This window comes from Occallatibacter savannae (assembly GCF_003131205.1).
GTDB lineage: Bacteria > Acidobacteriota > Terriglobia > Terriglobales > Acidobacteriaceae > Telmatobacter > Telmatobacter savannae.
In genome coordinates, this window is the sequence record NZ_QFFY01000005.1 from 91966 (window position 1) to 118007 (window position 26042).

The 26042-nt window shown below is 59.0% G+C and carries 31 protein-coding genes; 12 read left to right on the forward strand and 19 right to left on the reverse strand.

The genetic code is table 11. The features are described from left to right. Positions 1-5: 5 nt before the first annotated feature. From DHV10_RS18265 to tsf, 6 genes are all read left to right on the forward strand, one after another. Complete coding sequence (locus DHV10_RS18265; protein WP_109487841.1) at positions 6-860, forward strand: class II aldolase/adducin family protein; 855 nt, start codon at positions 6-8, stop codon at positions 858-860. A 402-nt stretch (positions 861-1262) separates the two neighbouring features. Continuing rightward, positions 1263-2399, forward strand: coding sequence for a DEAD/DEAH box helicase (locus tag DHV10_RS18270; protein ID WP_239461905.1), 1137 nt, complete (start codon positions 1263-1265; stop codon positions 2397-2399). Positions 2400-2794: 395 nt separating this feature from the next. Beyond that, positions 2795-3226 carry a 50S ribosomal protein L13 gene (rplM, locus tag DHV10_RS18275; protein ID WP_109487842.1) on the forward strand — a complete coding sequence of 144 codons (432 nt, stop codon included), beginning with the start codon at positions 2795-2797 and terminating at the stop codon, positions 3224-3226. 126 nt (positions 3227-3352) lie between these two features. Continuing rightward, entirely contained in the window at positions 3353-3748 is a 396-nt protein-coding gene (gene rpsI, locus DHV10_RS18280; protein WP_109487843.1) for a 30S ribosomal protein S9, read from the forward strand. A 168-nt stretch (positions 3749-3916) separates the two neighbouring features. After that, the gene (gene rpsB, locus DHV10_RS18285; RefSeq protein WP_109487844.1) at positions 3917-4780 is read left to right on the forward strand and encodes a 30S ribosomal protein S2; all 864 of its coding nucleotides are present in this window, start codon (positions 3917-3919) and stop codon (positions 4778-4780) included. A gap of 140 nt (positions 4781-4920) precedes the next feature. Beyond that, positions 4921-5574: a translation elongation factor Ts gene (gene tsf, locus DHV10_RS18290; RefSeq protein WP_109487845.1), complete on the forward strand. Its 654-nt coding sequence runs from the start codon at positions 4921-4923 to the stop codon at positions 5572-5574. 63 nt (positions 5575-5637) lie between these two features. Here the strand turns inward: tsf and DHV10_RS18295 are convergent, their stop codons facing one another. The 14 genes from DHV10_RS18295 to DHV10_RS18355 all read right to left on the reverse strand — a co-directional run bounded on the left by DHV10_RS18295 (position 5638) and on the right by DHV10_RS18355 (position 16196). Further along, entirely contained in the window at positions 5638-6378 is a 741-nt protein-coding gene (locus DHV10_RS18295) for a di-trans,poly-cis-decaprenylcistransferase (protein WP_239461908.1), read from the reverse strand. Positions 6379-6403: 25 nt separating this feature from the next. Next, entirely contained in the window at positions 6404-6583 is a 180-nt protein-coding gene (locus DHV10_RS28035; RefSeq protein ID WP_275425928.1) for an inner membrane CreD family protein, read from the reverse strand. Then, positions 6559-7791 (reverse strand): cell envelope integrity protein CreD, encoded by a 1233-nt coding sequence (gene creD, locus DHV10_RS18300; RefSeq protein WP_275425929.1) that lies wholly within the window; start codon positions 7789-7791, stop codon positions 6559-6561. Before creD ends, DHV10_RS28035 begins: the two co-directional genes overlap by 25 nt. A gap of 54 nt (positions 7792-7845) precedes the next feature. After that, positions 7846-8238: a transcriptional regulator gene (locus DHV10_RS18305; RefSeq protein WP_109487846.1), complete on the reverse strand. Its 393-nt coding sequence runs from the start codon at positions 8236-8238 to the stop codon at positions 7846-7848. Beyond that, positions 8228-8854, reverse strand: coding sequence for a hypothetical protein (locus DHV10_RS18310; protein ID WP_109487847.1), 627 nt, complete (start codon positions 8852-8854; stop codon positions 8228-8230). Before DHV10_RS18310 ends, DHV10_RS18305 begins: the two co-directional genes overlap by 11 nt. A gap of 493 nt (positions 8855-9347) precedes the next feature. Further along, the gene (locus tag DHV10_RS18315) at positions 9348-9833 is read right to left on the reverse strand and encodes a GyrI-like domain-containing protein (RefSeq protein ID WP_162601649.1); all 486 of its coding nucleotides are present in this window, start codon (positions 9831-9833) and stop codon (positions 9348-9350) included. Between the two features lie 31 nt (positions 9834-9864). Then, positions 9865-10287 (reverse strand): SRPBCC domain-containing protein, encoded by a 423-nt coding sequence (locus DHV10_RS18320; RefSeq protein WP_204101466.1) that lies wholly within the window; start codon positions 10285-10287, stop codon positions 9865-9867. A 54-nt stretch (positions 10288-10341) separates the two neighbouring features. Further along, complete coding sequence (locus tag DHV10_RS18325; RefSeq protein ID WP_109487849.1) at positions 10342-10704, reverse strand: ArsR/SmtB family transcription factor; 363 nt, start codon at positions 10702-10704, stop codon at positions 10342-10344. 175 nt (positions 10705-10879) lie between these two features. Continuing rightward, positions 10880-11764, reverse strand: a complete 885-nt coding sequence (locus DHV10_RS18330) for an undecaprenyl-diphosphate phosphatase (protein ID WP_109487850.1) — start codon at positions 11762-11764, stop codon at positions 10880-10882. Between the two features lie 57 nt (positions 11765-11821). Further along, the gene (locus DHV10_RS18335) at positions 11822-12838 is read right to left on the reverse strand and encodes a tetratricopeptide repeat protein (RefSeq protein ID WP_162601650.1); all 1017 of its coding nucleotides are present in this window, start codon (positions 12836-12838) and stop codon (positions 11822-11824) included. Positions 12839-12866: 28 nt separating this feature from the next. After that, entirely contained in the window at positions 12867-13859 is a 993-nt protein-coding gene (locus tag DHV10_RS18340; RefSeq protein ID WP_109487852.1) for a threonine ammonia-lyase, read from the reverse strand. A gap of 2 nt (positions 13860-13861) precedes the next feature. After that, a complete protein-coding gene (locus DHV10_RS18345; protein WP_109487853.1) occupies positions 13862-14188 on the reverse strand; it encodes a HigA family addiction module antitoxin in 327 nt (108 codons plus the stop codon). Between the two features lie 21 nt (positions 14189-14209). Then, positions 14210-14488, reverse strand: coding sequence for a type II toxin-antitoxin system RelE/ParE family toxin (locus tag DHV10_RS18350; protein WP_109487854.1), 279 nt, complete (start codon positions 14486-14488; stop codon positions 14210-14212). 52 nt (positions 14489-14540) lie between these two features. Then, on the reverse strand, positions 14541-16196 hold the full coding sequence (locus DHV10_RS18355; RefSeq protein WP_109487855.1) for a ribonuclease J: 1656 nt from the start codon (positions 16194-16196) through the stop codon (positions 14541-14543). A gap of 174 nt (positions 16197-16370) precedes the next feature. Here DHV10_RS18355 and DHV10_RS18360 point away from each other — a divergent pair, with 174 nt between their 5' ends. Continuing rightward, positions 16371-16793 carry a VOC family protein gene (locus DHV10_RS18360; RefSeq protein WP_109487856.1) on the forward strand — a complete coding sequence of 141 codons (423 nt, stop codon included), beginning with the start codon at positions 16371-16373 and terminating at the stop codon, positions 16791-16793. A 133-nt stretch (positions 16794-16926) separates the two neighbouring features. Continuing rightward, positions 16927-18054 (forward strand): glycoside hydrolase family 18 protein, encoded by a 1128-nt coding sequence (locus tag DHV10_RS18365; RefSeq protein WP_109487857.1) that lies wholly within the window; start codon positions 16927-16929, stop codon positions 18052-18054. Between the two features lie 124 nt (positions 18055-18178). Here DHV10_RS18365 and DHV10_RS18370 read toward each other — a convergent pair whose 3' ends face one another. The 3 genes from DHV10_RS18370 to DHV10_RS18385 form a co-directional block, all read right to left on the reverse strand. Then, complete coding sequence (locus tag DHV10_RS18370) at positions 18179-18961, reverse strand: hypothetical protein (protein WP_109487858.1); 783 nt, start codon at positions 18959-18961, stop codon at positions 18179-18181. 642 nt (positions 18962-19603) lie between these two features. After that, positions 19604-19990: a DUF3037 domain-containing protein gene (locus tag DHV10_RS18380; protein ID WP_109487860.1), complete on the reverse strand. Its 387-nt coding sequence runs from the start codon at positions 19988-19990 to the stop codon at positions 19604-19606. Beyond that, positions 19968-20750, reverse strand: a complete 783-nt coding sequence (locus DHV10_RS18385) for a HipA family kinase (RefSeq protein ID WP_109487861.1) — start codon at positions 20748-20750, stop codon at positions 19968-19970. Before DHV10_RS18385 ends, DHV10_RS18380 begins: the two co-directional genes overlap by 23 nt. A 242-nt stretch (positions 20751-20992) precedes the next feature. On the opposite strand from DHV10_RS18385, the gene DHV10_RS18390 reads away from it, so the two are divergent. Beyond that, positions 20993-21874, forward strand: coding sequence for an NAD(P)-dependent oxidoreductase (locus DHV10_RS18390; RefSeq protein WP_162601651.1), 882 nt, complete (start codon positions 20993-20995; stop codon positions 21872-21874). A 93-nt stretch (positions 21875-21967) separates the two neighbouring features. Next, positions 21968-22738, forward strand: coding sequence for an SDR family NAD(P)-dependent oxidoreductase (locus DHV10_RS18395; protein ID WP_109487863.1), 771 nt, complete (start codon positions 21968-21970; stop codon positions 22736-22738). A gap of 6 nt (positions 22739-22744) precedes the next feature. Here DHV10_RS18395 and DHV10_RS18400 read toward each other — a convergent pair whose 3' ends face one another. Next, positions 22745-23677: a hypothetical protein gene (locus DHV10_RS18400; RefSeq protein WP_109487864.1), complete on the reverse strand. Its 933-nt coding sequence runs from the start codon at positions 23675-23677 to the stop codon at positions 22745-22747. Positions 23678-23811: 134 nt separating this feature from the next. Beyond that, positions 23812-24075 carry a hypothetical protein gene (locus DHV10_RS18405; protein ID WP_239461911.1) on the reverse strand — a complete coding sequence of 88 codons (264 nt, stop codon included), beginning with the start codon at positions 24073-24075 and terminating at the stop codon, positions 23812-23814. A gap of 91 nt (positions 24076-24166) precedes the next feature. On the opposite strand from DHV10_RS18405, the gene DHV10_RS18410 reads away from it, so the two are divergent. Together DHV10_RS18410 and DHV10_RS18415 are read left to right on the forward strand one after the other, a co-directional pair. Next, positions 24167-25171, forward strand: a complete 1005-nt coding sequence (locus tag DHV10_RS18410) for a zinc-dependent alcohol dehydrogenase family protein (protein WP_109487865.1) — start codon at positions 24167-24169, stop codon at positions 25169-25171. Between the two features lie 47 nt (positions 25172-25218). Then, positions 25219-25989, forward strand: a complete 771-nt coding sequence (locus DHV10_RS18415; protein ID WP_109487866.1) for a DUF3800 domain-containing protein — start codon at positions 25219-25221, stop codon at positions 25987-25989. Positions 25990-26042 lie beyond the last annotated feature (53 nt).

The window sequence follows — 26042 nt, forward strand, 5'->3', positions numbered from 1 at the left end:
TCGTAATGTCACAGGTCGCCAACCCGGTAACGGACAAGGTCAAGGAAGTCTTCGAGGCCGTCGTCGACGCCCTCCGCGTCCCCAAACCGGAAGAAGGCACCCCATCGGCGGTCTTCCGCTCCTTTGAGGCTGAAGCGCTCCGCGAGGAGATCATCCGGACCGGTCGCAAGCTATGGGAACGGCAGTACGTGGACGGCAACGGGGGCAACATCAGCTGCCGGATCGGCGGCGAGTACGTCCTCTGCACCCCGACGATGATCAGCAAGGGCGACATCGCCCCGGCCGACATCTGCCTTTCAGACATGAGCGGAAACATCGTCGCCGGCAACCCTCACCGCACCAGCGAACTCCTCCTGCACCTCGAGATCTACCGAGCCAATCCGCGTGCCAGAGCAATTGTTCACTGTCATCCGCCTTACGCGACAGCCTTCTCGCTGACCGGCACCCCTCCACCCTGCGGTTTGATCTCCGAGTACGAGATCTTCATCGGCCCCGCCGCTCTCGCTCGCTTCGAAACACCCGGTACCCAGGCCTTCGCCGAGACCGTTCTCCCCTTCGTTCAGGATCACAACACGATCCTGCTTGCCAATCACGGAGTCGTCTGCTGGTCCGACACCATCACCCATGCCGAGTGGCTGGTCGAAATTCTCGAGTCTTACTGCAAGACCTGCGTCATCGCCGGCCAGATCGGGAAGCCCCTCATTCCCATACCCGAACCCAAACTCAAAGAGATCCTTGACCTCAAACGCCACCTCGGGTTCCCCGATGCCCGCATGAGCAGTTCCTCTTCGGATGTATCGCCGGACGTTTCTAGTGCCGAGGTGGACCGCCACTTTCGCGAGGTCGTTTCCCGGCTCTAACCGGCCCCGCCCACCCCGCGAATCGAGAAATCTCGAACCATGTTATACTTAGCTTGCGCTCAGTGATTTGGTCGTGAGCGGCGGTCAGCCTCAACGGCGAACGCCTGGCACAGTTTCCCCCAAGCCCCCTTAGCGTAACCACCTCGATTGCGGCCCGGTTTTGAGACCAGGGCTGGAGTGTGGAGTCTGCCGGCGCTGAAGCCCGCAGGCGTACCTATGGCGGCGTGTGGCAGATTCGGGCCGTTCTGATTGCTGACTCAGCGAGCACCGGGCCGAAAGAACCCCAAAAGGTTCAACCCTACGCATAAAACGTGAAGAGGCCCATCGTGGAGCCTCATGATTCGGTTCCGACTGCAAGCCGCAGGGAAGACAGGCTCCGGAGCCAGGAAAAGACAGATTTTTTTGAACATCGAATTTTCGCAGTTCAACCTCTCATCCACGCTTATGTCGCGGATGAATTCCAATAAATTCATTACTCCGACTCCCGTACAGGCGCAGGCCATTCCTCCGGCTCTCGACGGCCGCGATGTCCTTGCTACCGCGCAGACCGGCACCGGCAAGACGCTTAGCTTCCTGATCCCAATCGTGGAGATGCTGCAGAAGGTACAGGACCGGAACGCCGCACAGGCGCTCATCCTGCTGCCCACGCGCGAACTCGCCATGCAGGTTGAGACCGCGTTCAAAGCTATCCGGACCAGTCCAGAGCAGACCGTCGCCCTCGTAGTCGGCGGTATGCAGGAACGTCCTCAGCTCGACGCGATCCGCCGCGGCGCGCGCCTTATCGTCGCCACCCCGGGACGTCTTGAGGACTTCCTCAAGCGCAAGCTCGTGCGTATGGACCAGATCAGGATGCTCGTCCTCGATGAAGTGGACCGCATGCTCGACATGGGCTTTCAGCCTGCCATCGCGCGCATCGCGACTATGATCCCCGAAAACCGCCAGACCCTCTGCTATTCCGCCACCCTTGAGGGCGCGGTAAAGCAGGTTGCAGCGAAATACCTGAAGAGCCCCGTGCGCGTTGAGATTGGATCGGTTCTTAAGCCGGCCGAGAATGTCGAACTTCGCACCTTTGAAGTCGAACAGAGCGACAAGCTCGAACTCCTTCAGCACCTTCTCGATGCCGAGGAGGGCAGCTTCCTCGTCTTCGTTCGTACGAAGCACGGCGCAGATCGTGTTGCCAGCCGTCTGGCTCGTTCCGGCTGGTCGGCTACGCAGATTCACGGCGACCGCTCGCAGTCTCAGCGGAACTCCGCTCTGCGGAGCTTCTCAGAAGGCCGTCATCGCGTCCTCGTCGCCACTGATGTGGCCGCCCGCGGAATCGATGTCGCCCATGTGGCGCACGTCGTGAACTACGACCTGCCTAAGATGGCGGAAGACTTCGTGCACCGTGTAGGCCGTACGGGTCGTGCCTCGGCAAAGGGAGTCGCATCGACGTTTGCCGGCCCCAACGAACGCGGAGAGCTCAAGAAGATCGAGAAGACACTCTCGATCCAGATGAAGCGCTTCCGGGTCCGCTCGCTCGAAGGAAGTGCCGCGTAAATAGTGCAGAGGCGTGCGGAACCCAAAGCTCCGGACGCCTCTTTGACGCACATTTCGTTGACTCTACAGGGTGGTTCGGGTATCCTAAAGTCCTTGTGCGGAGTTACGTCTGGGGTCTTGAGACGGGCACTCAAAGTCTGATTCAACTCTTTGAGAATGAAGTAAGTTAGCCCAGACCCAGCCGATCGGATCCTGAAGTTCTGATTCTGACCGGTACAGGCGCCTTCTGCGGAACCGCAGGTTCGTTCCACAGAGTCAGGAGCCCTGAGAGGGCAAACCCCGCAGTCCTCACCCGAACAGGATTGTTTGGAAGTGGGTGAAATTTGTTCCCATGCGCGGATGCCATGGGCCAAGGCGCTTTGCGTCGCAGTTTTTGTTTAGAGGGCAGGAGAGAGATGAGCACCTTCGTTCCGAGCGGCAAGGATATTGACCGCAAATGGTATGTGGTTGACGCCAGCGGCCAGACCCTTGGACGGCTGGCAACCAAGGCGGCCGACGTGCTGAGCGGCAAGCTGAATCCCAAGTACGTGCCGTACATCGACATGGGCGATCACGTCATCGTCATCAACGCCGAGAAGGTTCGCCTTACCGGTCTGAAAAGCCAGAGCAAGGTCTATCGCCGCTACACCGGCTTTCCGGGCGGACTGCGCGAAGAGGAGTTCTCACGCCTCCTCGCACGCCGCCCCGAGAAGATCCTGGAAGAGGCAATCAAGGGCATGCTGCCGAAGTCAAAGATCGGCCGCGCCATGGGTACAAAGCTGAAGGTTTATCGCGGTGACAAGCACCCTCACCAGGCTCAGCAGCCGGTGGCGTTGAACGTCGCCTAAAGGTAGCCAGTAGCCGGTAGCCAGTAGCTGAATCGAAGTGGAGACAGATTCTGGCGAAAGAAGATTGAAGTTCGAATTTGCGAGCTACTGGCTATTGGCTACTAGCTCCAAGCTTAAGAGGATTGAATGGCAGATTTGGTTCAGTATTACGGGACGGGCCGCCGCAAGTCGGCGATTGCCCGCGTTTTCCTGCGTCCGGGCACCGGCGAGTGGAAAGTCAACGGCAAGGCCTTCGACGAATACTTCGTCACCGAGCAGCAGCGTGTCTCCGCAAAGAAAACGCTGCAGGTCGCTGACCTCGCATCCAGCTTCGACGTGGTCACCACTGTCAGCAGCGGGGGAGTCGCATCGCAGGCCGACGCAGTGAAGATGGGCGTGGCCCGCGCACTGATCCAGTTCAATCCGGAGTTGAGGAAGGCGCTCAAGGCTGAAGGCCTGCTGACCCGCGACGCTCGCGTTAAGGAGCGTAAGAAGTACGGTCAGAAGGGCGCGCGCAAGCGGTTCCAGTTCAGCAAGCGCTAGCGCGTTTGCAAGCTCTTAGCCATTAGCTTTTAGCTTTGTTGAGGCGAGACGAGCCAAATCGAAAGCTGAGGGCTAATAGCTAAGAGCATGGTAGTTAAATCCCCGCGCAAGCGGGTTCAATCCGGGCCAGACGAAGGTTAGCCCGGATGCAATCCACGAAGGAGGCCAATGGCCACGATCACCATGAAGGAGCTGCTCGAAGCAGGTGTTCACTTCGGGCATCAGACGAAGCGCTGGAACCCCAAGATGAAGGAATACATCTTCGGCGAGCGCAACGGAATTTACATCATCGACCTGCAGAAGACGCTGAAGCTTTTTAAGGACGCGTCCAAGTTTGTCACAGACCTGTGCGCCAGCGGCAAGACGATTCTCTTCGTCGGCACCAAGCGCCAGGCCCAGGATGCGGTTGCCGAAGAGGCGGGCCGCGCCAGCATGCCGTACATCAACCAGCGTTGGCTGGGCGGCCTGCTCACCAATTGGGTGACCGTGCAGAAGTCGGTGAAGCGCCTTCAGGAACTGGATGAGATGGCTGTTGACGGCCGCTACGAGCTGCTGACCAAGAAGGAAGTGATTCGGCTCGAGCGCGAGCGCAAGCACCTTCAGGCCAATCTCGCCGGCATCAAGAACATGAAGCGGCTCCCCGACGCGCTCTTCGTGATTGACTCGAACAACGAAGCTATTGCCGTTAAGGAAGCTCGCAAGCTGGGCATTCCGGTCGTCGCCGTGGTCGACACCAACTGCGATCCGACCGTCGTTGACTACGTGATTCCGGGGAACGACGATGCACTGCGTGCGATCCGCCTGTTCACCTCGAAGATCGCGGACTCGGCAGCCGAAGGTGTCAACCTCGTAGGCGACAAGGCATTCGCAGCGGCCGAAGAAGTTCCCGCAGCCGAGGGCGAAGGCGAAGCGCCGGCAGAGGCAGCCTCAACCGAGGATGTCGATTTCGAAGCGCAGGTCAGCGGCGTCCGCAAAGCTCCGGCAGCGGAAGCGGCGATCGACGAAGAGGAAGTGGCCGAACGCGCCCTTTAAGTTCTTAGTTGAATTTGGAGAAGCGTGGCCGATTGAACGTAGCCACGCTTTTTCTTTGACACCTGCAGCGCGGCTGAGTGCGCCTTCGGCGCAATAAAGATAACGAGAACAGGAGACCTGTTCTAACAGAAGGAAGCGTGATGACTGTGGCAGAAAAGATTGATGCAAAGTTGGTGAAGGATCTCCGCGAGAAGTCTGGCGCCCCCATGGGCGACTGCCTCAAGGCTCTGCAGGAGACGAAGGGCAACATCGAAGACGCGTTTGTTGTTCTCCGCAAGCGCGGCATGGCCTCCGCTCAGAAGAAGGCCGCCCGCACCACGAACGAAGGTGCTGTGGGAACGTACATCCATGCCGGCGGAAAGATCGGCGTCATGGTTGAAGTCAACTGCGAGAGCGACTTCGTCGCGCGCACTGAGGATTTCCAGGACCTTCTGAAGGACATCGCCATGCACATCGCAGCCAGCGATCCTCGCTACGTGAAGCCCGAGGACGTCAGCCCAGAAGACATGGAGCGCGAGAAGGAAATCTACCGCGCCCAGGCTGCCGCGACCGGCAAGCCCGCGAACATCATCGAGAAGATGCTTGAGGGCAAGATGGCAAAGTTTTACGAGGAGGTCTGCCTGCTCGAGCAGCCCTTCATCAAGGACCAGGCCATCAGCATCAAGGAGCTGATCGCTCAGAAAGTCGGCAAGCTCGGCGAGAACATTACCGTCCGCCGCTTCGCCCGCTTCAAGGTCGGCGCTCCTGACTGGACAGTGGCGACGACCAAGGCGACTGAAACAGCCGCTGAGTAACTCTCCACGGTGGGGATGTAGTGAAAGCCCGGAGCCGAGTGCTCCGGGCTCTTGCTTTTCTGCTCAAATAGCGACGGGCAATTGCGAAGGGACCGGTGCCGGAACGGCTCCAAACCGGCGTTCGCGACGGCGGAACTCATTCACCGCGGCAGCCAGGTCTGACCTGTCAAACTCCGGCCACATGCGATCAGTAAAGAACAGCTCCGCGTATGCTGATTCCCACAACAAATAGTCGGAGAGTCGCTTCTCGCCACCGGTGCGAATCAGCAGATCTACATCACCGGACTGTGCGGTTAGCGTCTGGGTGATGATGGCGCGCATCCGCTCCGCGGTGAATCCTTCAGCATGTTGAAGGGCGGCAGTCGCGGCGTCTGCGATGGAGCTTCGCGCTGAGTAATCGATTGCGATCCGCAGGTGCAGTGTGCGCTCCATTGCTGTCGCCTCTTCCGCGTGTTGAATCTCGCGCAGCAGCGCTCGGGGAATCCGGTCGCGCCGTCCGATCACTTCCAGCCGCACGCCGGCCTTGCGCAGCCGTTCGCCCTCGAGCCGCAGAAAAGCGCGGATAATCCAGAAGATGCTCTCCACCTCCTGCGACGGCCGCGCCCAGTTGTCTTCCGAAAACGCATAGACCGTCAAAACGCGGACGCCAAGCTCGGGCGCGCTCTCAACGGTTCGCCGCACAGCGGCTACACCGGCGCGGTGACCGGCCACTCGCGACAATCCCTGGCGCGTCGCCCAGCGCCCGTTTCCGTCCATAATGATGCCGACGTGTATTCCAGATCCTTCTCTAATTTGCATAATCATCTACCTTTCGGGGAGGGCTGATTCATCAAGCAGCAGGTTGTTGGTTCGGTGCGGTTGCATCGGGCAGCGAACCATACCAGTCGATCGAACGGGTCAGGTACATCGCAACGGCAACCGCAACGAAGCTTGCAACTGCACCGACGAGAAGCGCGTTGTCTTCAAGCCGCAGCAGCATGTAGATCAGCGAATAGAGAACGCTGAACACGGCCAGAGCGCGGACGGCCTGAAGCTGGCTGCGAAGATCCACCCAGCATTTGTCGACAGCAGCAGTACAGTGGCAGCGCCTGCGATGAGAAATCCGAGATCGAATCCGATCCGTTCCGCGAGCGAAAGCAGCAGAAGGTAAAAGATGATCTGCGCAACTCCAACAAGCGCATATTGTGCCGGGTGCACACGCTTCCCGGTTGTCACTTCGAAGACGAAATAGGACAGAAAGATCAGGCCATTGAAGAGCAGGATGAACTTGAGGGAGCGCGTGACGGACTGGTAGGGATCGGCAACTTCGATGAACGAGACTCCCAAGGCCGTCGCATCGAGACCCGTGAGGCTATCGATCGTTCCTTCAGCGCGCACTCCTCGCGCGATGAAGGGCACGCTCCAGTCAGCGTTGAACCCTGACTTGGTGATATTCCTGTTCATGGGTAGAAATCCTCCATCGAAACTGGGATTGGCCCAGTCACCTTGAAGCGACACTCGCGTGCTCTTTCCGTTGGCAAGCAATGCAATTCGCTGCGCTCCGGAAAAGCGCAACGCTGCGGTTGCGTTGAATTGCGTGTTCGGCTTGATCTCAACACCTCGTGTGCCAAACAGGGTCAGCTTTGTCTGTCTGGTGAGATCGGTGCCGAGGGAGAGGCCCTGAAGGATGTCGGCAGGAGCGAGTGTCATTGTCTTTCCGCCGAAAGTCATTGTTCCATCGGTCAAGGCTCCGCGCGCATCGCTTACGCCGACAATGAACTCCGCACGGCTCCAATCGAATTCAACGTTGGCCCCAGCCGCGGATGGAACACCGCTCAGATCGAACGACGCGCTGAAATTCAGATCAGCCTGAAAGACAGGCACTTTGAAGAGCGAACGCCGTCTCTCTTCAGTCTGCGTCTTCACCGTGGCCGAACCTTGCGCCGGGAAGACAAGGTAGACGCCGTGCCGAGTCTGACCATCGGCTGAAAGTGCAGGAATCGTGTAGGGAATCGCCAGAGTCGGCCCGAGAAAGGTTTGCTGTCCGCCAACATGATTGCTGATCTCTTTCACCACGTCGTTTTCGCGGTGCGTCCGTTCATCGACCAGGTCGTCAACGAAAAAGGCCGGGATTGTCATGACCAGCGCAAGTCCGCAAACGATGAAGAGTTTCAATCCCATCGACCGCGATCTGGTCCGCGCCTGCAGCAGCGGTTGGAATGTCGGAGCGTCGTTCAATGTGGTCCTCCAGAGGCAGTTACTTTGTAATGTAAAGTTAAAGGGCAAAATTTTTCAGGCACCTGAGGGTTCGAGGCCCTTCAGAAGGTCTGAAGCCGTTGCATCGGACGTTTCAACTCCAGCAGCGTCGCGGACGACCTGTTCCAGCGTTTCGAGGTACTCCAGGTACCGCTTGCGGCCGGAGGGCGTGATGCGGCAGATCGTCTGGGGCCGGTTGCGATCGTGTCCGCGAATGATCTCTACCATCTTGGCTTCTTCCAGCACGCTCAAGTGCCGGCTCAGGTTGCCATCGGTAAGCGCGCATAGCTGCTTCAGGTCGTTAAAGCTCAGCCCCTTCGGATTCGTAATCAGGGAAGTGAGTACGCTAAGGCGTGCGCGTTCGTGGATGACGCGATCCAGGCCTTCGTATGCAAATCGTCCTTCTGAATTTCCCGCCTTAGATTTCATCACGATCTTTCTTTGATCCCCAGAGCAGCACGGCTGCGACGATTAACTGACCAACTCCATACGCCAGGCCCATGGTCCACGGCGAAAGCGCGCGGGCGTCTCCCAGTCCGATGCAGATCAGGCCGGTAAGCAGATACCAGGCTCCGGCGGCGGCCATCGGCTTCGGCAGGAAGCGGCAGGAGGCAAAGACGCCGAGGCTGTACGTGATCTGCCACATTGCCGGCAACATCCAGACGTTCGCGGGAACCAGCCTAAGCAGCACGATCGAGATGAGCGCTCCGGCGCCAAGCGAGGGCAGAAACTGCTCAACTGCCATGAGGATCATCTCATCCGCAAGACCCGAGTGCATGCGTCGCGAACGGGTCAGCGTCTGCACTCCGATCAGCACTGCCGACACGATCGCGGTCGTCACCCAGATGCGGAGATACGTGCCGATGTGGCTGGCGGGATCAGGCAGCAGGAACGATTGCGCCAGGGCGGCGAGTCCTGCGAAGAGACCGGTCGACGCGAGCGTCGCTGCACCGTAGCCGCGAAACTCGGTGCTGCGCGCGACCTGACGGCGGATGCTGCTGATGTCTCCGAGAGCCTTGTCGAGAGGGTGAACGGGGAAACTCATCGTGCCTCACTTTACGATGCAAAGTAACGCAAGGCTGCTATAGCTGTCAAGTTACGGCTCTGGTTCTCGGCAGCTGTAGTGCCAACCTGGACGTAATGTGTGCGGGGACGCGGCTATTCCGCACCTACCCCCGCCCCCTCCCCCTACTACTTGTAAACAAGTGTCCTGGTTTCAACGGCTTGTAGAAGACTGGTGTCGCTAACTGTATCTTGTAATTGGATTTACCTGTAAGTGTATCTCCCTGCTCGACTTAGAGTGGGCCGTCTTGCTAGTTCCACGATTCGGCCGGTGCTGATGAGTTGTCGGGCACTGATCCATACGGTTCAAGTATGAACGAAAGCAGTGAATTAGACTGCAAAGCGGATGTGGGATCTTTGCCTTCTGAAATCAGTACGTTAGGGAAGGCGGCTGGCGGAGGGCCCTTGACCTTCTTTAGAGTGAACAGCTGCGGAGCTGGTCCGAGCGGCCGCCCGAAGCACGCCAAACAAACGAGTCACACGATCTCTCGGCTCAGTTCCGTCCGCCAGTTTTCAGGATTGCTCTCGGCGTCTGGTCCCGTTCTATAGACTTCCCAGATCTCCGGCGATACACGCAGCCCCATGCGTTCGATCTCCGACATGAACTCGCCCCATCCCTGTGCAAGCCCTGCGTACGAGCCGTGATAAACGGTGCGCACCATCTTTATGGCAGGCCATTCACCCGGCTCGACTCTGCCGTTAGCCCTGATTGGAGTTGCGACGGGAAAACAAACTTCGAAGTCGAAGTATTCCGCCGGTCTCTTTAGATGGTGGGTAAACCACGGCCCTGCCGGCGCAATCTGCTGCTTCTCGAGTTCAGCCGAAAGCTCCTGCAACAAACGGCCCATCTCTGATTGAATCTCGCGGGTGGGGATCTTTGCGTAGAGTTTCGCGATATGCACCTGCTCGGTGGTGACAACGACGGGCTTCTCAATGGATCGATTCGACATAATTTCGCTCACGGTTCTGCTCCTTGCAGGGTTTCGACCTGCGCTATGCGAGTTGCGATTCCAGGCGGACATAGCTCGCTTCCATCCCAGTCTCCATGCCGGACGAGAGCATCTGCTTGCGAGTCTCGGCGTCGGGCAATGTCATACGCATCGTCATCAGCGTGCCGTCGCCGTCAGAATCGAATGTGGTTTCAACGTGGTTGTCCGGAGTCTGGAAGGGAAGAAACATGCGCTCAACGTGGACGATGCGACGGCCGGGCTCGAGCGCGTGGAACTCGCCGGTGATGTAGAAGCCTGGCTTGGACTCGTGAGCCCATTCATACCGGAAATGACCTCCGGGCCGCGCTTCACACACGCAAACCGGCATGGTCCAGCCTTCCGGCCCAAGGAGCCACCGCTGGATGATCGCGGGATCGGTGTGGGCCCGGTAGACGGTCTCAGGCGACGCATTGAACCGTCGAGTCACGACAATTGTGTGTGTCGCCTTCCGTGCGGAGTGACAGTTTGTTCGCAGTGCTCTTCATTTTGAACCTCCGGTTTTTCTCTGGTTGGGGGTTGAGTCAGGATTTCGGTCCATCGCAGCGAGTACCTGGTCGAGCCGGTCGTAGTTCGCCGCAAGAGCCCGGCGCAAGGTATCGAGATACTGATCGATGTTGTCGAGAGCGGGCTTGGCCAAGCGGCGAGGACGACGAGTGCCGTCTACGCGCTGTTCGATCAGGCCCGCCGTCTCGAGCACCTTGAGGTGACGCGAGATGGCCGGCTGGGTCATCTGGAAAGGTTTAGCAAGTTCGAGGACCGTCGCCTCCCCCAGAGCCAGACGGGCTAAGATCGCGCGCCTTGTGGGGTCAGCAAGCGCACCAAAACTGGCATCCAGCAGTTCCATAATTTCTAAGTTATATAACTAAGACGTTATTTATGCAAGCACAGGAACATGTATGAGGAGAACTCATGCAGGCTGATGCTTATTTTTGGGGAATGACTTGCGTGCTAAGTCCTACAATTCATAGACTTGGTCCGGGTCGGTCTTCTCAGGCGGCAACCAAGCCCGTATCACTGTTTCACGATCCGAGCAGCCTGCTCCCGAGCACGAGCAGCACGATGCCGAGAACAATCCGGTACACCGCGAATGGCGTAAACCCGTGCCGCCGCACCCACGCCAGGAACCACTCCACGACGCCAAGGGCCACGATGAACGAAACCACGAATCCGATTGCCAGCACGACCCATCGCTGGCTGTTCATGTTTACCTCGGCCATGGGCACCGCGCCCGCGGCAAGAGCCGTCTTGCCGGGGTGTATGGACTTCAACAGATCCCATGCCGTTGCCGCAATCATCGTCGGAATCGAAAGCAGAAAGCTGAACTCAAGCGCCGAGGGCCGGTCCATCCCGACAAGCTGTCCGGCCGCAATGGTGGACATCGATCGCGAAGTGCCCGGAAACACCGCCGAGAGCGACTGGCAGATGCCGATCCAAATCGCCTGGAGCAGGCTCATCTCTTCCACGTGAATTGTCGTCGGCTCAAATCGCGAGGACCGCGCGTCGATCACCCACATGACGATGCCGCCGATCAGCAGCGTCCACGCCATGACCGCGATGCTCTGCAGATGCTTTTCTGTGATCTTGTGCAGCGGCAGAGCAATCACTGACGTGCAGACAAACGCGATCAGCGTCAGCGAAATCGGATGATCCTTCCATGTTTTGTCGCCGCTCTCGCCGTGCGGAAAGCTCTTGATGAACGCAACGATGCGCCCGAGATAGAGCAGCACCAGCGCAAGAATCGCACCTGCCTGGATCACGATCGTGTACATCTTCCAGTACGCATCGTCCAGAGGAATCCGCATCGCTGCTTCCACGATCCGCAGATGCGCCGTAGAACTCACCGGCAGAAATTCCGTTAGGCCCTCGACGATGCCCAGAAGGAGCGACTGAATGTAGACGTTCAAAGAGCCTCCGCTCAATATCGTACGGGCTAGCCGGCGCAGCCTGTATCAAAGTACGGTCTATTCCTTCTCGATTCCGTACACCGGAATGCCCTGATCCAGCTTAAACACCAGCATTGCCGCGCGCGCCGTGTAATCGGACTGAGGAAACTTATCCTTCAACCTCGCAGCCAGATCGCGGGCATGCCCGCGCGCCGCTTCGCTCTTCTTTTCGTTGTCCTCGCCCCCGTACATATCCTTCAACACCGCCTGGCGATAGACCGCGAGATACAGGGCCTGCGCGGTTCGTGGGCCATCCGGATGTTCCGACGCGAACTTCTCGTAGATTTCAGACTCCTTCTCCGGGCACTTCGGCTGACCTTGCCAGTCGCCGCAGAGTTTGTTGTCGAGAAGCTCGAACGCTGCGTAGTCGGCCTGCTTCGTATGCGGATAGTCCTTGATCACGTGCTTCATCGCATCCTCATCGATCTGCTGCCGCAGATACGCGTCTCTCTCCTTGGCAGATGGGCGCGACGAAGCATCCGCCTTCTGGATTTGCCACGAGATATCGGCGGCCCGCCACGCTGCCTCTGCAGCCAGCGGCGAGCTAGGGAAGATCTCCGCAAGTCGGCGATAGATCAGGTGCGCCGTCTGCGCGGCATTCGCGGCTCCGCGCGGATCGTTGGCCTGCGCCTCCGCATCGGCGCCCGCTCCCATCAACACCTGGTCGCCATTCGCAGTCGTCTCGATCACGACGCCTCTTGCCTGCATCCATCCAGAGATCGGAGGCGGAACATCGCTGGTATCGAAAATCGGCTGATCTGCCCTGTGCTCTTCTTCGACATCCGTATTCGCGTAAACCCGCAGCCACTCACCGCTCTTTTCGGCAACCACAAGCTCGCGTCCCGGCTGAACACGATCCACCTTCTGCGCCTCGGTGCTCGCCGAAACATAGAGCCACGTAACCCTCAGCGCTGTGGCTCGAGGCCCCGCGATCGGCTTCTGGATCTGATCCTTTTTCTTCTGGGCACAAAGCGGAAGCGCACACAACAACAGAAACGTCCCAAGCAGCCGTGCACTGCGGAAAGGAGTCTTCATCTCACTCAAGATCATAGTTCAAGGGACGTTAAGTGCCGGACTCCGTAAGCACCTCGGCCAGCACCTTCGGGTCGACGTTGCCGCCGCTGACTACCGCAACAGCGGTCCGAAACGCCGGCAGCTCCGTCCGATGGAACAGCATGGCAGCCGAAGTCACAGCGCCGCTCGGTTCGGGCACAATGCGCGCAGATCCAACGATCGCCCGCATTGCCGACCGGATTTCCGCTTCCGTCACCGTGATGATGCCGTCCACGAACTGCCGGATGTGAGCGAAGTTTCTCTCGCCGAGGCTCTGCGTCCGCAACCCGTCGGCGATCGTCCGCGAGGTTTTTTCGGCTGGCCAAGTCGTGAGCTTGCCCGTTCGGTAGCTCTCCGCCGCGTCGGCTGCCAGCTCGGGCTCGACGCCAAACACCTTCGTCTGCGGGCTGATACTCTTCACCGCAGTCGCGATGCCGCTCAGCAGCCCACCGCCAGAGACGGGCGCGAGCACCAGGTCGACATCGGGCAAAGACTCGATGATCTCAAGCCCGCAGGTCGCCTGTCCGGCGATGATCTGCTCATCGTCGTAGGGCGGAATCACCACATACCCATGCTCGCCGACCAGCTCTTCTGCCTTGGCAAGGCGCTCACTCGAAGCCACGCCGACATCCACGACTTCGGCTCCCAATGCCAGCGTCGCTGCTCGCTTGATCGCCGGAGCGTTGGACGGCATTACGATCACGGCCTTCGCGCCCACCTCGCGCGCCGCATAGGCAACACCCTGCGCATGGTTCCCACTCGAGTATGTGATGACGCCACGCTTTATCTCGTCCTTTGAGAGCTGAAGGATCTTGTTCGCCGCGCCGCGCAGCTTGAAGCTCCCGATCGGCTGCAGGCTCTCCGCCTTGAGCCAAATCTGCCCCGGAACGTCGGGCAAGTATGCGCGAACCAGCGGCGTCTTTACCGTAACGCCGGCGATGCGCTCCGCAGCTGCGCGAATCGCTTCGAGAGTTACAAATGATTCATTAGAGGTGCCACGCATGATTACGCAGCCGTGTAGGCCTGAACCTCGCGTTCAATAGCGTCGCTCAGCTCAAGCCTTGCCTTCGAGAGATCATGCATTTGCTGCAGATTCAGCCAGAACTCTGGACTGTTCCCAAAAAACCGCGCCAGTCGCAAAGCAGTGTCGGGAGTAATTCCCCGTCGACCATGAATGATGTCCCCAATCCGTGTCGCGGGTACACGAATCTTCAGCGCTAGCGCATTCTGTGAGAGCCCAAGCGGCACGAGAAACTCCTCTCGCAGCATCTCGCCCGGATGCGTTGTAGTCCCCCGAATGTTCCAGCCGGCAACCGGCCTCTTGATCGTCATGTGAGCCAATTTCCCTTAACTTCAGTGGTAGTCAGTGATCTCGACTTCGTGCGCTCCATCCTTCTTCCAGATAAAGCAGATTCGATATTGATCGTTGATTCTGACACTGTGCTGGCCAGCCCGATTACCTTTCAAAGGTTCCAGCTTGTTCCCCGGAGGAACCTGGAGATCCTTCAGGCTGGCGCTTGCCTCGATCTGATCTAGCCGCCGCAAAGCTGGAGCCACAATTGACGACCACCTACGGCTCTTTCGAGTCTCAAATAACCTCTGAGTCTCTCGGTCCCCGAAGCTTTGGATCACACGAAGAGTATATAACGGAAGACGTTATATGTAGAAGGTTAATGACGCCGACTCAAATCTCCAAAATCACGGGAATGATCATCGGCCGCTTGCCTGTCGATTTCTGGATCAGACGCTTCAGCTCCACCCTGACCTTTTCCTTCACCATGCCGTAGTCGGTTCGCTGTTCGCCGCTCAGCCCGTCGAGCGTCCGCAGCACCACCTCGCGCGCCTGCTCCGTAATGTCTGCGCCACCAAAACCGCGCATCACAATCTCCGGCTCGCGCTCCACCTTACCCATGCGCTTATTGATCGCCAGGATCGCCAGCACAATTCCGTCCTCTGACAGAATTCGCCGGTCGCGAACTACGAGGTCCTCAACGATATCCGCCGTAGAGCCCGAGTCGATCAGCACACGCCCAACCGTTACCTTGTCCTTCTTGCGCGCGTCAGTCGCATCGAGTTCCAGAACATCGCCGTCCTCAATCACCATGGCATGTTCGACAGCGCCCGTCTCCATTGCCAGCTGCGCGTGACGCCGAAGATTACGGTAATCGCCATGAACTGGAACAAAGAACTTTGGCCGCACCAGGTTAATGAGCAACCGCAATTCCTCCTGCGATCCGTGACCGCTCACGTGGATCAATCCATGACCGCCGTCATCGAAAATTACGTTCGCTTCGCGACGGCTCAGGTGGTCGATCACGCGATAGATGCTCTTCTCGTTCCCGGGAATTATGCGCGAACTCAGCACCACCGTATCGCCGGCATCGATTTTTGCGTGCTTGTGCGTATCTACCGCCGCGCGGCTCAGGGCGCTCATCGGCTCGCCCTGCGTCCCGCTAATCAGCACCAGCAACTGCTCAGGCGCGTAATCGCGCATCTGCCCCGGATTGATGATCAGTCCCGGGGGTGCCTCGATGTATCCGAGGTCCTGCGCGATCTCCGTGCTCTCCATCATGGACCGGCCCAGCACCACGGCCTTGCGCCCATGCTTGCGCGCCAGCTCAAACGCGATCCGAATGCGATAGATCGACGACGAAAAGCAGGCGAAGAACAGCTTCTTCTTCGTCTGCGAAAAGATCTCGTGCAGGCGCGGGATCACGGCCCGCTCGCTGGGCGTATATCCCGACCGCTCGACGTTGGTCGAGTCCTGCAGCAGCGCCAGCACTCCGCGCTTTCCGTACTCCGCGAACGTATGCAGATCGAACGCCTTGTCATCCAGCGGCGCCAGGTCGATCTTGAAGTCGCCGGTATGGATGATCACGCCCACCGGCGTCTCCACGGCGAGCGCCACGCAATCGACCAGCGAGTGCGTCACCCGAATCGGCTCGATCGTGAATGGCCCGATCGAAAACTTCTCCTTCGGAGTGATCTCGATCAGGGTCGTCTCGTCCAGCAGTTCATGTTCTTCGAGCTTGCCTTCTACGTAGGCAAGGGTGAACTCGGTGGCATAGACGGGAACCTTCAACTCGCTCAGGATCCACGGCAGCCCGCCAATGTGATCCTCGTGTCCGTGGGTTAGGATGATCGCGCGAACGTGCTCCTTGTTCTCGATCAGGTATGTGATGTCGGGGACAACTACGTCCACACCGAGCAGTTCCGTTTCCGGGAACATCAATCCGGCATCGATGACGATGATGTCGTCTTCCCAGCGAATTGCCAGGCAGTTCATTCCGAATTCGCCCAGGCCGCCAAGTGGGATGATTTTCAGTTTTTTAGTTTGCATCTTTCAGCTTTGATGCTAACACCCGCGTTTGTGCTTGGATGCGCCGTCCACAGCGCCCAAGTTGCTCGAAAACACGCGGAAAACGCCCGCCCACGCCGACCAAACCCTTTGCGCACTGCCGGGCAACAAGGACTATGCTGTTGACGCGGCAAATATCCCGCTCCGGAGCTATCGATGAGACTGAATACCTATCTGAACTACGGCGGGAACTGCGCTGAAGCATTCCGCTTCTACGCCGAACACCTCGGCGCCCGGATCGGCATGATGATGAAGCACGGCGACATGCCCGATCCCAGCAAGGTCCTCCCCGATATGAAAGACGCCGTTCTCCACGCCCAGATCACTATCGGCGACAGTGTCATCATGGCCAGCGACGTGCCCGCCGATCGCTTCAAGCCCATGCGCTCCGCTTACCTAGCCCTCAACGTCGAGAGCGACGCGGAGGCGGAACGCATCTTCAAGCTCCTCGCGGAAGGTGGCGAGATCTACATGCCCATGCAGGAGACCTTCTTCGCTTCGCGCTACGCCATCCTCCGCGACCGCTTCGGCACCTCCTGGATGATCATGCACGAGCGTCCGATGGGCAATCGTCCCTAAGACGAGTCTCGAATGAGTAATCCTGGTGCCCAGGTCCGTGTTTTCGGACCTGGGATACCGACAACTCCGATCAATCCGTCGTTTTGCGGTTCGAGCAGGGAAGCAGGAATGTTAGCTTGAATCAGAACTAACCATGCTCCGCCTCCCAAACCTTCTCCTCGCCCTCGCGCTCCTTACCGCCGTCTCTTGCGTCGCGCAATCTCCGCCAACGCGCCCGTTCATCATCACCGGCTACGTCTTTCCTCGCGGTGCCGCGCTCACTCCCGGCCAGGTGGACGCCTCCAAACTCACGCGCATCAACTACGCCTTCGCCAACATCCAGAGCGGCCGCATGGTGCCCGGCTATCCAACCGACGCACAAAATTTCGCCTTGCTTCGATCTCTTCGCAATACAAACCCCAATCTCACTCTCCTCGTCTCCGTCGGCGGCTGGCTCTGGTCTACGAACTTCTCTGATGTGGCGCTCACCCGCGAGAGCCGCGCCGTCTTCGAAGACAGCGTCATGCAGTTCCTCACCCGCTACGATCTCGATGGACTCGACATCGACTGGGAATACCCGGGCATGCCCGGCTCGGGCCACCCCTTCCGCTCGGAAGACAAGCAGAACTTTACTTCACTTCTGCGCGAGCTCCGCGAACGCTTCGATGCCTCAGCCCGCCGCGGACGCCGACTGTATCTGACCATCGCCATGGGCGCGTCCGATGAAGTCATCGCCAACACCGAGATGCAGAAGGTTCAGCGCTACGTCGACACCGTCAACCTGATGACCTACGACTACTACGAGCCCGGCTCGGAATCCATCACCGGCAATCATGCGCCACTCTTCCCCGATCCCGCAGACCCCAAAGCCGCGTCTTCAGCCGAGACCGTCCGCGCCTTTGAGAAAGCGGGCGTTCCCGCTGAAAAGATCCTGCTCGGCGTACCCTTTTATGGCCACGAGTGGGGCCAGGTCAAAGACCAGAACCATGGGCTCTTCCAGGTGGGCAAACCCGTACCCGGCGCAGACGCGTCCTTCAACGCCATCGAGTCCACCATGTTCGGCCACGGCTTCGCGCGCTACTGGGATGAAGCTGCGAAGGTCCCTTATCTCTATAACCCGCAGCAGAAGATCTTCGTTTCCTACGAAGACTCAGAATCCCTCAAGCTCAAGTGTCAGTACATCCGCGCGCAGAAGCTGGCCGGCATCATGTTCTGGGAGTACTTCGGCGACTCCAATGGCACGCTGCTTCAGACCATCAACACTGAACTGCGCAAACCCTGAAGCTCAGGAGCGGTAGCGTCTGGCAAATTCCGTCCCACCGACCCGCCTGACGAAGGTCGTTACGGCGATTGCGATGAGAACCTCGCGCATAGCGCATGTCTTTTCCCGTGCGCGACTGAAGTGACTATGCCGGCGCTTGTTCTCGCGAGTAACTGAGCCAGGCGGAGAGGATCCAGGCGGCGGCTACGGCGGTGAGGTTGTAGGCGTTGCTGCCCCACGGCACGTGATTGTGCGGAGAGGCGAAGGCTCGCGGGGCTAGAACGATGATGGTAAATAGCAGCAACATAAGGCTGAGAAGACGGGCGGCGAGAACGTTGAGGATTCCAGTGATGAAGGCTAGGCCGGCGAGCAGAAATGCGATGCCTGTGAGGATGGTCCAGAAGGTCCCGCCGAATGGAATCCAGTGAGGAATCATGGCGGCGGTGGCTGGAATTCCTGTGAAGTGGCCGAAGGCGAAGTCGATGCAGCAGAGGCCGAAGAGGATTCGCGCGAGGAGGGTGACGCTTCGAGGAAAGCTGCCAGGGTTCGTCAGGTGAAGCCAGAGAAGCAGGGCGGCAATGAAGAGGATGAGTTGTTGCGCGACGCTGACGAGGACTCCGATGTAGACGGCTGGGTGGTGGCCGAGATAGTGCGGTGCGGAGACGAGGCGCGGCAGGGGAAAGAAGCAGAAGATGCCGTAGAGGATGGCCAAGGCAGCGGCGCCTATGCGTGCGGCGGGGCGTATGAAAAGAGCGACTCCTGCGCAAATAAGCCAGATCGCGGCGATGCGGGCGAGGATGGAGACGCCCGGGATGTGATCGCTCCAAGCCTGGATCGGTTGGTGTGCGGGTTCGAATTCACCCCAGATGAGGTCGAAGAGGCCGGCGAGTGCTGAGGCGATGCCGAAGAGCCAGGATGCGAGTTTCATGGATCACCTCTGATGCGGAGTTACCCGATCCTAATCTCTCAACTTGGAGTACTCAGACATTTGTTGTGAAGCGGATCGTGTCGATCCTTAAAATCAGCATTGATCGCGAGGCAGCAGGCACTTGTGGGTATTCCGCACAATCGGAGTGTTCCTGGCAATGAGCTTAATCATTGCGATCCCCGCTGGATTGGCGTCGATAATCGTGACCCGATCCGGTGACTTTGCCTGGAAGATTCCGGCGCATGATGGAAGACCGGAAATGCGAATGCCTTTGCGCAGGCTGATCCTGGCCGGCTGGTCGGGCAGCTTCGCTGGAGTGATCCTTTCCTTCTTATCTCTCTTCGTTGCCTGTTACTCGGACCACTTGCTGTATCCAGATCGAGTTCAAGATGGGCAGGCCCCATTAGCTCTAATCTTTTCGGCTCCAGTCTGCGGGATCCTCGGCAGCATCTTTGCACTAGTCGGCGTTCGTCTATTCAGTTGTTCTTCAACCGAGAGGCTTTGGTGCGCCTCGTCGATGTACTCGGGGCAGAGGCAGCTCACTAACAGGTTGACTGTGGTTGCTATTGCTGCAGGATTGTGCGGCAGTGTTGTCTTTTGCGGTGTTCTGCTCAACTGGGTGCTCGTTCATCCCCGACCGTTCTAGCTATAGAGAAACTGAGTTGCCAAGCGGTCGAGGACGCCGCCTGTTTCGTCGCAGACGCCGGTGTGGATCGGTGAGGGCTGGATAATGGTGCTGCGCGGCGCGGTGATCCAGTGGAAGCGCTCGCGCTGCGATAGCTTTGCGATGGGCCCCGCAGCGGGGTCGCCTTCGCAGATGCGTCGGACAGCTTCAAGGTGTTCTCGTGCCAGGTCGACGTCTGCCTCGGGCCAGAGTGCGCGGAGGCGATCTTCATCAAGGTGGATGTGTGCGGCGAGATAGCGCTTTTCCAGGCAGAACACGACGACACCGGCGTTGATGAACTCCTGCCGCTCAACGCGGGGGACGACCCGCAGAATGGCGTAATCAAACGAGGCCGGACTGGGCACGGATGGCCTCCTCTTCGAATGCGGCTGAGGCTGCGAGCCTCTTGGTGAAGAATTGCATGTACCCGGCGCGGCGGTCGGCAGGAGAGACGCCGTCCGGGATCGCTGACAGCCATTCCTCAGGAATCAGATTCACAATGCCGGCGAGGACGGGTCCCGTGAGTCGCTCATGTGCGACGGTAGCCGCACCGCGAATATCTTTCGCCCAGGGCAGGAGGACATGGTCCTTAATCTGAGAGAAGGGCGAAGCGATCTTCTGCTGCATGGTGGGCCAGTCGTGATGGAAAAACAGGGTCGCCCCGTGATCGATCGGATACAGCTTGCGGTGCCACACCAGCAGGTTCGCATTGCGCGGCGTGCGATCGATGTTCTGCGTGAAGGCGTCAAACCAGACGAGAATGGAGGCTTCGTCGACGGGTGCGGTGTCGCGCGCAGCAGGATCAAACATGGTGGAGCCGGGGAGGTAGTCCAGTGCGAGGTTCAGGCCGGGGCTGGCCTTGAGGAGCTGGCGGATCTCGTAATCAGGATCGTTGCGGCCGAGTGCCGGGTCAATCTCCATGAAGACGATCTCCGGTACGCGCAGACCCAATGTGCGGCCAATCTCGCCGGCCAGCAGCTCGGCGATCAGCGCAAGGATCCCCTGGCCAGCTCCGCGGAATTTGACAACGTAGAGGCCGAGGTCGTCGGCTTCTACAATCGCAGGCAGAGAGCCGCCTTCGCGCAGGGGCACGACATAACGCGTCGCTCGCACAGTTCTCAGCATCGAAGATTCAGTTTAGCGGGACGGGCTCCGGCGGCAACCCCTTCTGTTACTCGAACGTGACGCTCCGGCACTGTAGTTCCCCAGGTTCCCAGGTGCGAGCGACACTCCGACTTCGCTCAGTGCAGGCTTGGGGAACCCACAACGTAAGAAGCAGATCCTTCACTCCGCTGAAGAACGCCGCTCCGTTCAGGATGACAGCCGCGAGGATGAAATTTGCAGTCGAAAGAGAAGAGAGGTTATTGATGAGAATCGGTTTTCTTGGATTAGGCAAGATGGGCGCAGCCATGGCGCACCGGTTGATTCTCGCCGGACATGAGCTGGCAGTGTGGAATCGGACGGAAGGAAGAACCGAGCCTCTGGCGCGCGAAGGCGCGATCGTGGCGGGGACACCTGCCGAGGCTGAATTGGGCGCCGATGCGGTAATCACCATGCTCTTCGACGATCACGCGCATGAAGAGGTCCTGTTCGGCTCGAACGGGCTGATGGAAGCGCTGACACCCTCGACGCTTCACATCGCATGCAGCACGATCAGCGTGAAGCTTTCGGAGCGTCTGACGCAGGAACATGCGAAGCGCGGGATTCCCTTTGTGGCTGCGCCGGTGTTCGGGCGGCCCAGCGTGGCAGAGGTGGGAAAACTCTGGATTGTGGCCGCAGGCACAACTGAAAACGTGGAGCGCGCTCGACCGATTCTGGAGCCGATGTCCCGAGGCATGTCGGTCGTTGGCACAGAGCCGTGGCAGGCGCATGCGCTTAAAGTAGGCGGCAACTTCCTGATCAGCACCATGATTCAGTCGCTCAGCGAGGCGTTTGTGTACGCAGAGTCGCAGGGCATCGATCCAGGCGTATTTCTTGAGGCAGTAAACAGCGCGCTTTTTCAGTCGCCCTTCTATGCTTCGTATGCAAACGTGATGCTGCATCCGCCGGAGCAGCCCGGAGCGACGATCGACCTGGGTGCGAAAGATACGCGCCTGCTGCGTGAGGCTGCGGCAGCACGAGGCGCGCGGCTAAGCATGGCCGATAGCCTCGCCGTGGTCTTTGAAGAAGCAAAGAAGGCGGGCTGGGCCAATGAGGACTGGGCGGTGGGGCAGTATAGGGTGGCGAAGAAGAGAGCTGGGAGCTTGTAGCCGGTAGCTTGTAGCTTTCAGTTGTCAGCTATTAGCCAGTAGCCAGTAGCTTGCATCACGTTTTTTGGAGCTCGAGTTCGTTAGGATGGTGACATGAGCCTGAAGGGTAAGATCGTTTTCGTTACGGGAGCCAGCGCGGGAATTGGCGCGGCCACGGCACTCGCATTTGCAGATCAGGGAGCGAAGCTCCTGCTGGCAGCGCGGCGCGCAGGACGGCTCGCTGAAGTGGCATCAAAAGCCAAAGAGCGCGGCGCACCGGCGGTGCACTCGATTGATCTCGATGTGCGTGACCGGCGCGCGGTGCAGAACGCGATCGACAGCTTGCCCGCGGAATGGGCCGAGATCGACATCCTGGTAAACAACGCAGGATTGAGCCGCGGACTCGACAAGCTCTACATGGGCAAAATCGAAGACTGGGAAGAGATGATCGACACCAACGTGAAGGGTCTGCTGTATGTGACGCGCGCGGTGGTGCCGGGCATGGTGGTGCGCAGCCGCGGGCACGTGATCAATCTCGGATCTACGGCGGGAGAGCTTACGTATCCCAATGGCGCGGTGTATTGCGCGAGCAAGGCGGCGGAGCGGTCGATCAATGACGGACTGCGGCAGGACGTACTGGGAACGCCGGTTCGCGTCACGAGCGTGGATCCGGGCATGGTCGAGACCGACTTCAGCCTGGTTCGCTTCCATGGTGACACCGAACGAGCGTCAAAGGTCTACAAGGGCGTCAAGGCGCTCAGGCCGGAAGACGTGGCTGACGTGATTGTGTGGGCGGCGATGCGGCCTGCGCACGTGAACATCGCGCGCGTGCTGATGACGCCGGTGCAGCAGGCGAACTCGCTGCTGTTTCATCGGGACGAGTAGGCGCTACTACTCAGGCTGGATATGCTTGCGCATGGTTATCGATTCGATCAGGCGCTTCATGATCCCTGAGGTGTCGAGCGGCGCGTCGATTTCGAGCCACTGATCGCGGAGCATCACGACGCGATCCTCGCCCTCGCCTGCTGCCGCGTAGCCACCATGCAGGCAGTAGATACGATGCTCCTGTTCGCTGACGTCGAGAACAGTCACAGACTTCATACGGCTGGCCTTCGCTGTTGGGCAACGGCTGGAATCCTGCTCACCGCAGCGGCACTGAAAGCCATAAATCCATGAGTCGCCGCACTGGACCATTTTCGTAGGGCCCTCTGGTGCGCCGGTCCCGCGGTGGATCAAAATGTGCTGGTCGAATGCGATCTCTGACGGATTGGGACATGTGAGGGTGATGGAGTCATCACCGTTGGACTTATCCAGATGCCAGGACGCAGGGTAGGAAAATGTCACGGGCCAGTCTGGATCTTCGAAACGCTTCCAAGGTCCTTTGCCATCGCAGCGCGGTTCGGGAATAACAGTGAGATCGACCCGCTCGGGTTGACTGGTGCCGGATTGCGTCCAGATTCCCTTCAAGTGGTTTTCGCGAAGGGAGGCGGAAAGGTGAGCCGTCGCGGGATGATCATTGGCGGCATCCGACGCGTCGATCGAGTCATGACTCCACGTTCCGCCGAGCAGCGTTGTCTGCCAGTCTGCTCCGATGTCGAAGAAGAGGCCCACGACACCGGACCCGCCGCGATCGAGATACATGCGAACGGGACGCTTGCCGATGGTGCCCTCAAGGAAGAACTTCTGGGAGGGCTCGACTTCGAGATCATGCGTCTGCGGGCAGTAGGCGGTCTGCAGGTTCTGCGAATCGAATGCCGCGGGCTTCTGAGCAGAGACAGCAATGGCCGATATCAACAGCAGCCAGAGCGCGTGGATGAAGCGCATGCGGACATCGTACAACGGCGTGCGAAATGAGAAGCGCCACTGCGCTCTGTGAAACCGCGCAAGGCTTCAAGCGGCAGAGGCTTGATCTTGCCGGCGGAGAGAGGGTGGGATTTCGTCATCCGGTGGGACCGGAATTAGTCGAGTGCGGCGAGCTGCGACTCGATTTCGGACAGAGCTGACTCCAGGGCGGCGCGGCGGCCGGGGTTGGAGGTGCGCTGCGAAAGGATGTTTTCGCGCTGGAGGGTGAGGGCTTGTTTGCGGCGTTCGGTGGCGGCACGTTTTTCAGCGGCGATACGCCGTTCTTGTTCGCTCATTGAGGCCTCTCCGGCGCGCACGGGCTTCTCGGTGGCATTAGCGATCTGCTCTTCCACCGATTTACTTTCCCAACCGCGCGCCATATGTTCATTCTACGAGTGAAGTCAAAACGGCGTACCACTCGAGAGACGGCATCGAACCACTTTTAATATTGCTTTGAACGGAGAACCAGATATGCGCGTGTGGCAGATTTCGAGTTTCGGTATTGATTCTCTTGAGCTTGTTGAGCGGCCGACGCCGCAGCCCGGACCGGGCGAGGTGCTGGTCAAGGTCCATGCGGTCTCGCTGAACTATCGCGACCTGATGATGGTTAAGGGGTTCTACAACCCCAAAATGAAGCTGCCGCGCGTCCCCTGCTCCGATGGCGCCGGAGAGGTGGAAGCTGTCGGTCAGGGCGTGACGCAGTGGAAGCGCGGCGACCGCGTGTGCGGAATCTTCATGCAGAACTGGATCGAGGGGCCGCCGACGCCCGAGAAGATCAAGGGCGCGCTCGGCGGGGATATCGACGGCATGCTGGCCGAGTACGTTGTCCTGAAAGAAACCGGGCTGGTGCGCATTCCCGAGCACCTGGGCTTCGAAGAGGCCGCCACACTGCCCTGCGCCGGGGTGACAGCATGGAACGCGCTCATGGCCGGTGATGTTCGCCAGGGAACCACGGTGTTGATGCAGGGGACCGGGGGCGTCTCGATCTTCGCGCTCCAGTTTGCAAAGCTGAAGAGTGCGCGCGTACTGGGCATCTCATCCAGCGACGCGAAGCTGCAGCGCGCCTGCTCGCTCGGGCTGGATGAGGCGCTCGATTACGGCGAAACCTCAGAGTGGGACAAGTGGGTGGTGGAGAAGACGGGCGGCGCGGGCGTGGATGTGGTGGTCGAAGTGGGCGGAGTGGGAACGCTGCCGCGTTCGCTGCGTGCCGTGAAGATGGGCGGGACGATTGCGCAGATCGGAGTGCTGAGCGGCCCTGCGGAGCAGATTCCGGTGCCGATGATCCTGCACAAGCAGGTGCATATTCGCGGGATCTACGTGGGTTCGCGGGAGAACTTCGAGGAGATGAACGCGGCTATCTCGGCTGCGAACTTGAAGCCTGTGTATGAAAGCCACACATGGACCGAGGCGCAGAAGGCTTTCGAGGAAATGGAAGGCGCGACGCACTTCGGGAAACTGGTGTTGAAGGTGGGTTGAAGTTAAAGCGCCAACTCTGAATTGCATACGATGTCTCTGGAAAGTGTATGGCCCTCTTCGTCGCTGCATCTGATGAAAGCTATTCTCGCGGAAATTCCAGAGGGCATTTTCTCTATGGCGGATTTCTCGCGCCATACGATGACTGGACCGGGGATTTCGCACAGTCATGGGACAAAAACGTATTATCGGGGCCGCCTCCTATTCCGTACCTTCACATGTCGGATATACGAAGGCCGGAATGGAGAGAAAAGCAGGGGAACGGCATTACGCGGGCGGAAGGGGAGCGTCGTGTAAGGGCGGCCTTTGAGTTGATCGCAGAAACCTCTAGCCTCACCCCTATTGCCACCGAGCTTAACGCTGGACATATGCTCGATACATTTACGCAACGAATTCATGTCAGAAGCGGAGGTAAGAAGAAATTCCTGCCTGATTACCTTGCCTTCATAGCATACGTGTATTTGGTTTTGGAGTTCTGTAGCAGGGCGCGGCCAGAAGCAGAGAAAGTTGACTTCCTAGTTGAAAAAAGCGGAGAAATAACCAATCACATTCAAGAGTTTTACGAGACCATGCCGAAATCGCTCTCGTCAATCGGCGCTGAACACCTCGTGCGACTCCTCGGGGAGATAACCCCAGGCGGAAAAGAACGCGCTCCGCTGCAAGCGGCAGATGTTTTGTGCTGGTATTCGCAGCGGTTCCGCGAGAAAAACTTGGACGATAAAAACATCCGAAGATACAAAATGATTGCAACGCGAAAAGGGGTTCGAGTCGACTTAACAGACCATAACGTAAGTCAGCTATGGGAAGCCATCACCTCCTAATCAAACGGGTGGGGTATCGACGGATGCAGCCAAACCGAGTCTCTGCCGCAACG

Bases quoted from the DNA above. Each gene is read 5' to 3' on its own strand.
- tsf (WP_109487845.1), top strand. From the start codon at position 4,921: ATGACTGTGGCAGAAAAGATTGATGCAAAGTTGGTGAAGGATCTCCGC.
- rpsI (WP_109487843.1), top strand. From the start codon at position 3,353: ATGGCAGATTTGGTTCAGTATTACGGGACGGGCCGCCGCAAGTCGGCG.
- DHV10_RS18340 (WP_109487852.1), bottom strand. From the start codon at position 13,859: ATGCGTGGCACCTCTAATGAATCATTTGTAACTCTCGAAGCGATTCGC.
- DHV10_RS18265 (WP_109487841.1), top strand. From the start codon at position 6: ATGTCACAGGTCGCCAACCCGGTAACGGACAAGGTCAAGGAAGTCTTC.
- DHV10_RS18365 (WP_109487857.1), top strand. From the start codon at position 16,927: ATGCTCCGCCTCCCAAACCTTCTCCTCGCCCTCGCGCTCCTTACCGCC.
- DHV10_RS18390 (WP_162601651.1), top strand. From the start codon at position 20,993: ATGAGAATCGGTTTTCTTGGATTAGGCAAGATGGGCGCAGCCATGGCG.
- DHV10_RS18335 (WP_162601650.1), bottom strand. From the start codon at position 12,838: ATGAAGACTCCTTTCCGCAGTGCACGGCTGCTTGGGACGTTTCTGTTG.
- rpsB (WP_109487844.1), top strand. From the start codon at position 3,917: ATGGCCACGATCACCATGAAGGAGCTGCTCGAAGCAGGTGTTCACTTC.
- DHV10_RS18355 (WP_109487855.1), bottom strand. From the start codon at position 16,196: ATGCAAACTAAAAAACTGAAAATCATCCCACTTGGCGGCCTGGGCGAA.
- DHV10_RS18305 (WP_109487846.1), bottom strand. From the start codon at position 8,238: ATGAAATCTAAGGCGGGAAATTCAGAAGGACGATTTGCATACGAAGGC.
- DHV10_RS18385 (WP_109487861.1), bottom strand. From the start codon at position 20,750: ATGCTGAGAACTGTGCGAGCGACGCGTTATGTCGTGCCCCTGCGCGAA.
- DHV10_RS18370 (WP_109487858.1), bottom strand. From the start codon at position 18,961: ATGAAACTCGCATCCTGGCTCTTCGGCATCGCCTCAGCACTCGCCGGC.
- DHV10_RS18410 (WP_109487865.1), top strand. From the start codon at position 24,167: ATGCGCGTGTGGCAGATTTCGAGTTTCGGTATTGATTCTCTTGAGCTT.
- DHV10_RS18325 (WP_109487849.1), bottom strand. From the start codon at position 10,704: ATGGAACTGCTGGATGCCAGTTTTGGTGCGCTTGCTGACCCCACAAGG.
- DHV10_RS18405 (WP_239461911.1), bottom strand. From the start codon at position 24,075: ATGGCGCGCGGTTGGGAAAGTAAATCGGTGGAAGAGCAGATCGCTAAT.
- DHV10_RS18345 (WP_109487853.1), bottom strand. From the start codon at position 14,188: ATGACGATCAAGAGGCCGGTTGCCGGCTGGAACATTCGGGGGACTACA.
- DHV10_RS18400 (WP_109487864.1), bottom strand. From the start codon at position 23,677: ATGCGCTTCATCCACGCGCTCTGGCTGCTGTTGATATCGGCCATTGCT.
- DHV10_RS18395 (WP_109487863.1), top strand. From the start codon at position 21,968: ATGAGCCTGAAGGGTAAGATCGTTTTCGTTACGGGAGCCAGCGCGGGA.
- DHV10_RS18415 (WP_109487866.1), top strand. From the start codon at position 25,219: ATGGCCCTCTTCGTCGCTGCATCTGATGAAAGCTATTCTCGCGGAAAT.
- DHV10_RS18310 (WP_109487847.1), bottom strand. From the start codon at position 8,854: ATGAGTTTCCCCGTTCACCCTCTCGACAAGGCTCTCGGAGACATCAGC.
- DHV10_RS18295 (WP_239461908.1), bottom strand. From the start codon at position 6,378: ATGATTATGCAAATTAGAGAAGGATCTGGAATACACGTCGGCATCATT.
- rplM (WP_109487842.1), top strand. From the start codon at position 2,795: ATGAGCACCTTCGTTCCGAGCGGCAAGGATATTGACCGCAAATGGTAT.
- DHV10_RS18360 (WP_109487856.1), top strand. From the start codon at position 16,371: ATGAGACTGAATACCTATCTGAACTACGGCGGGAACTGCGCTGAAGCA.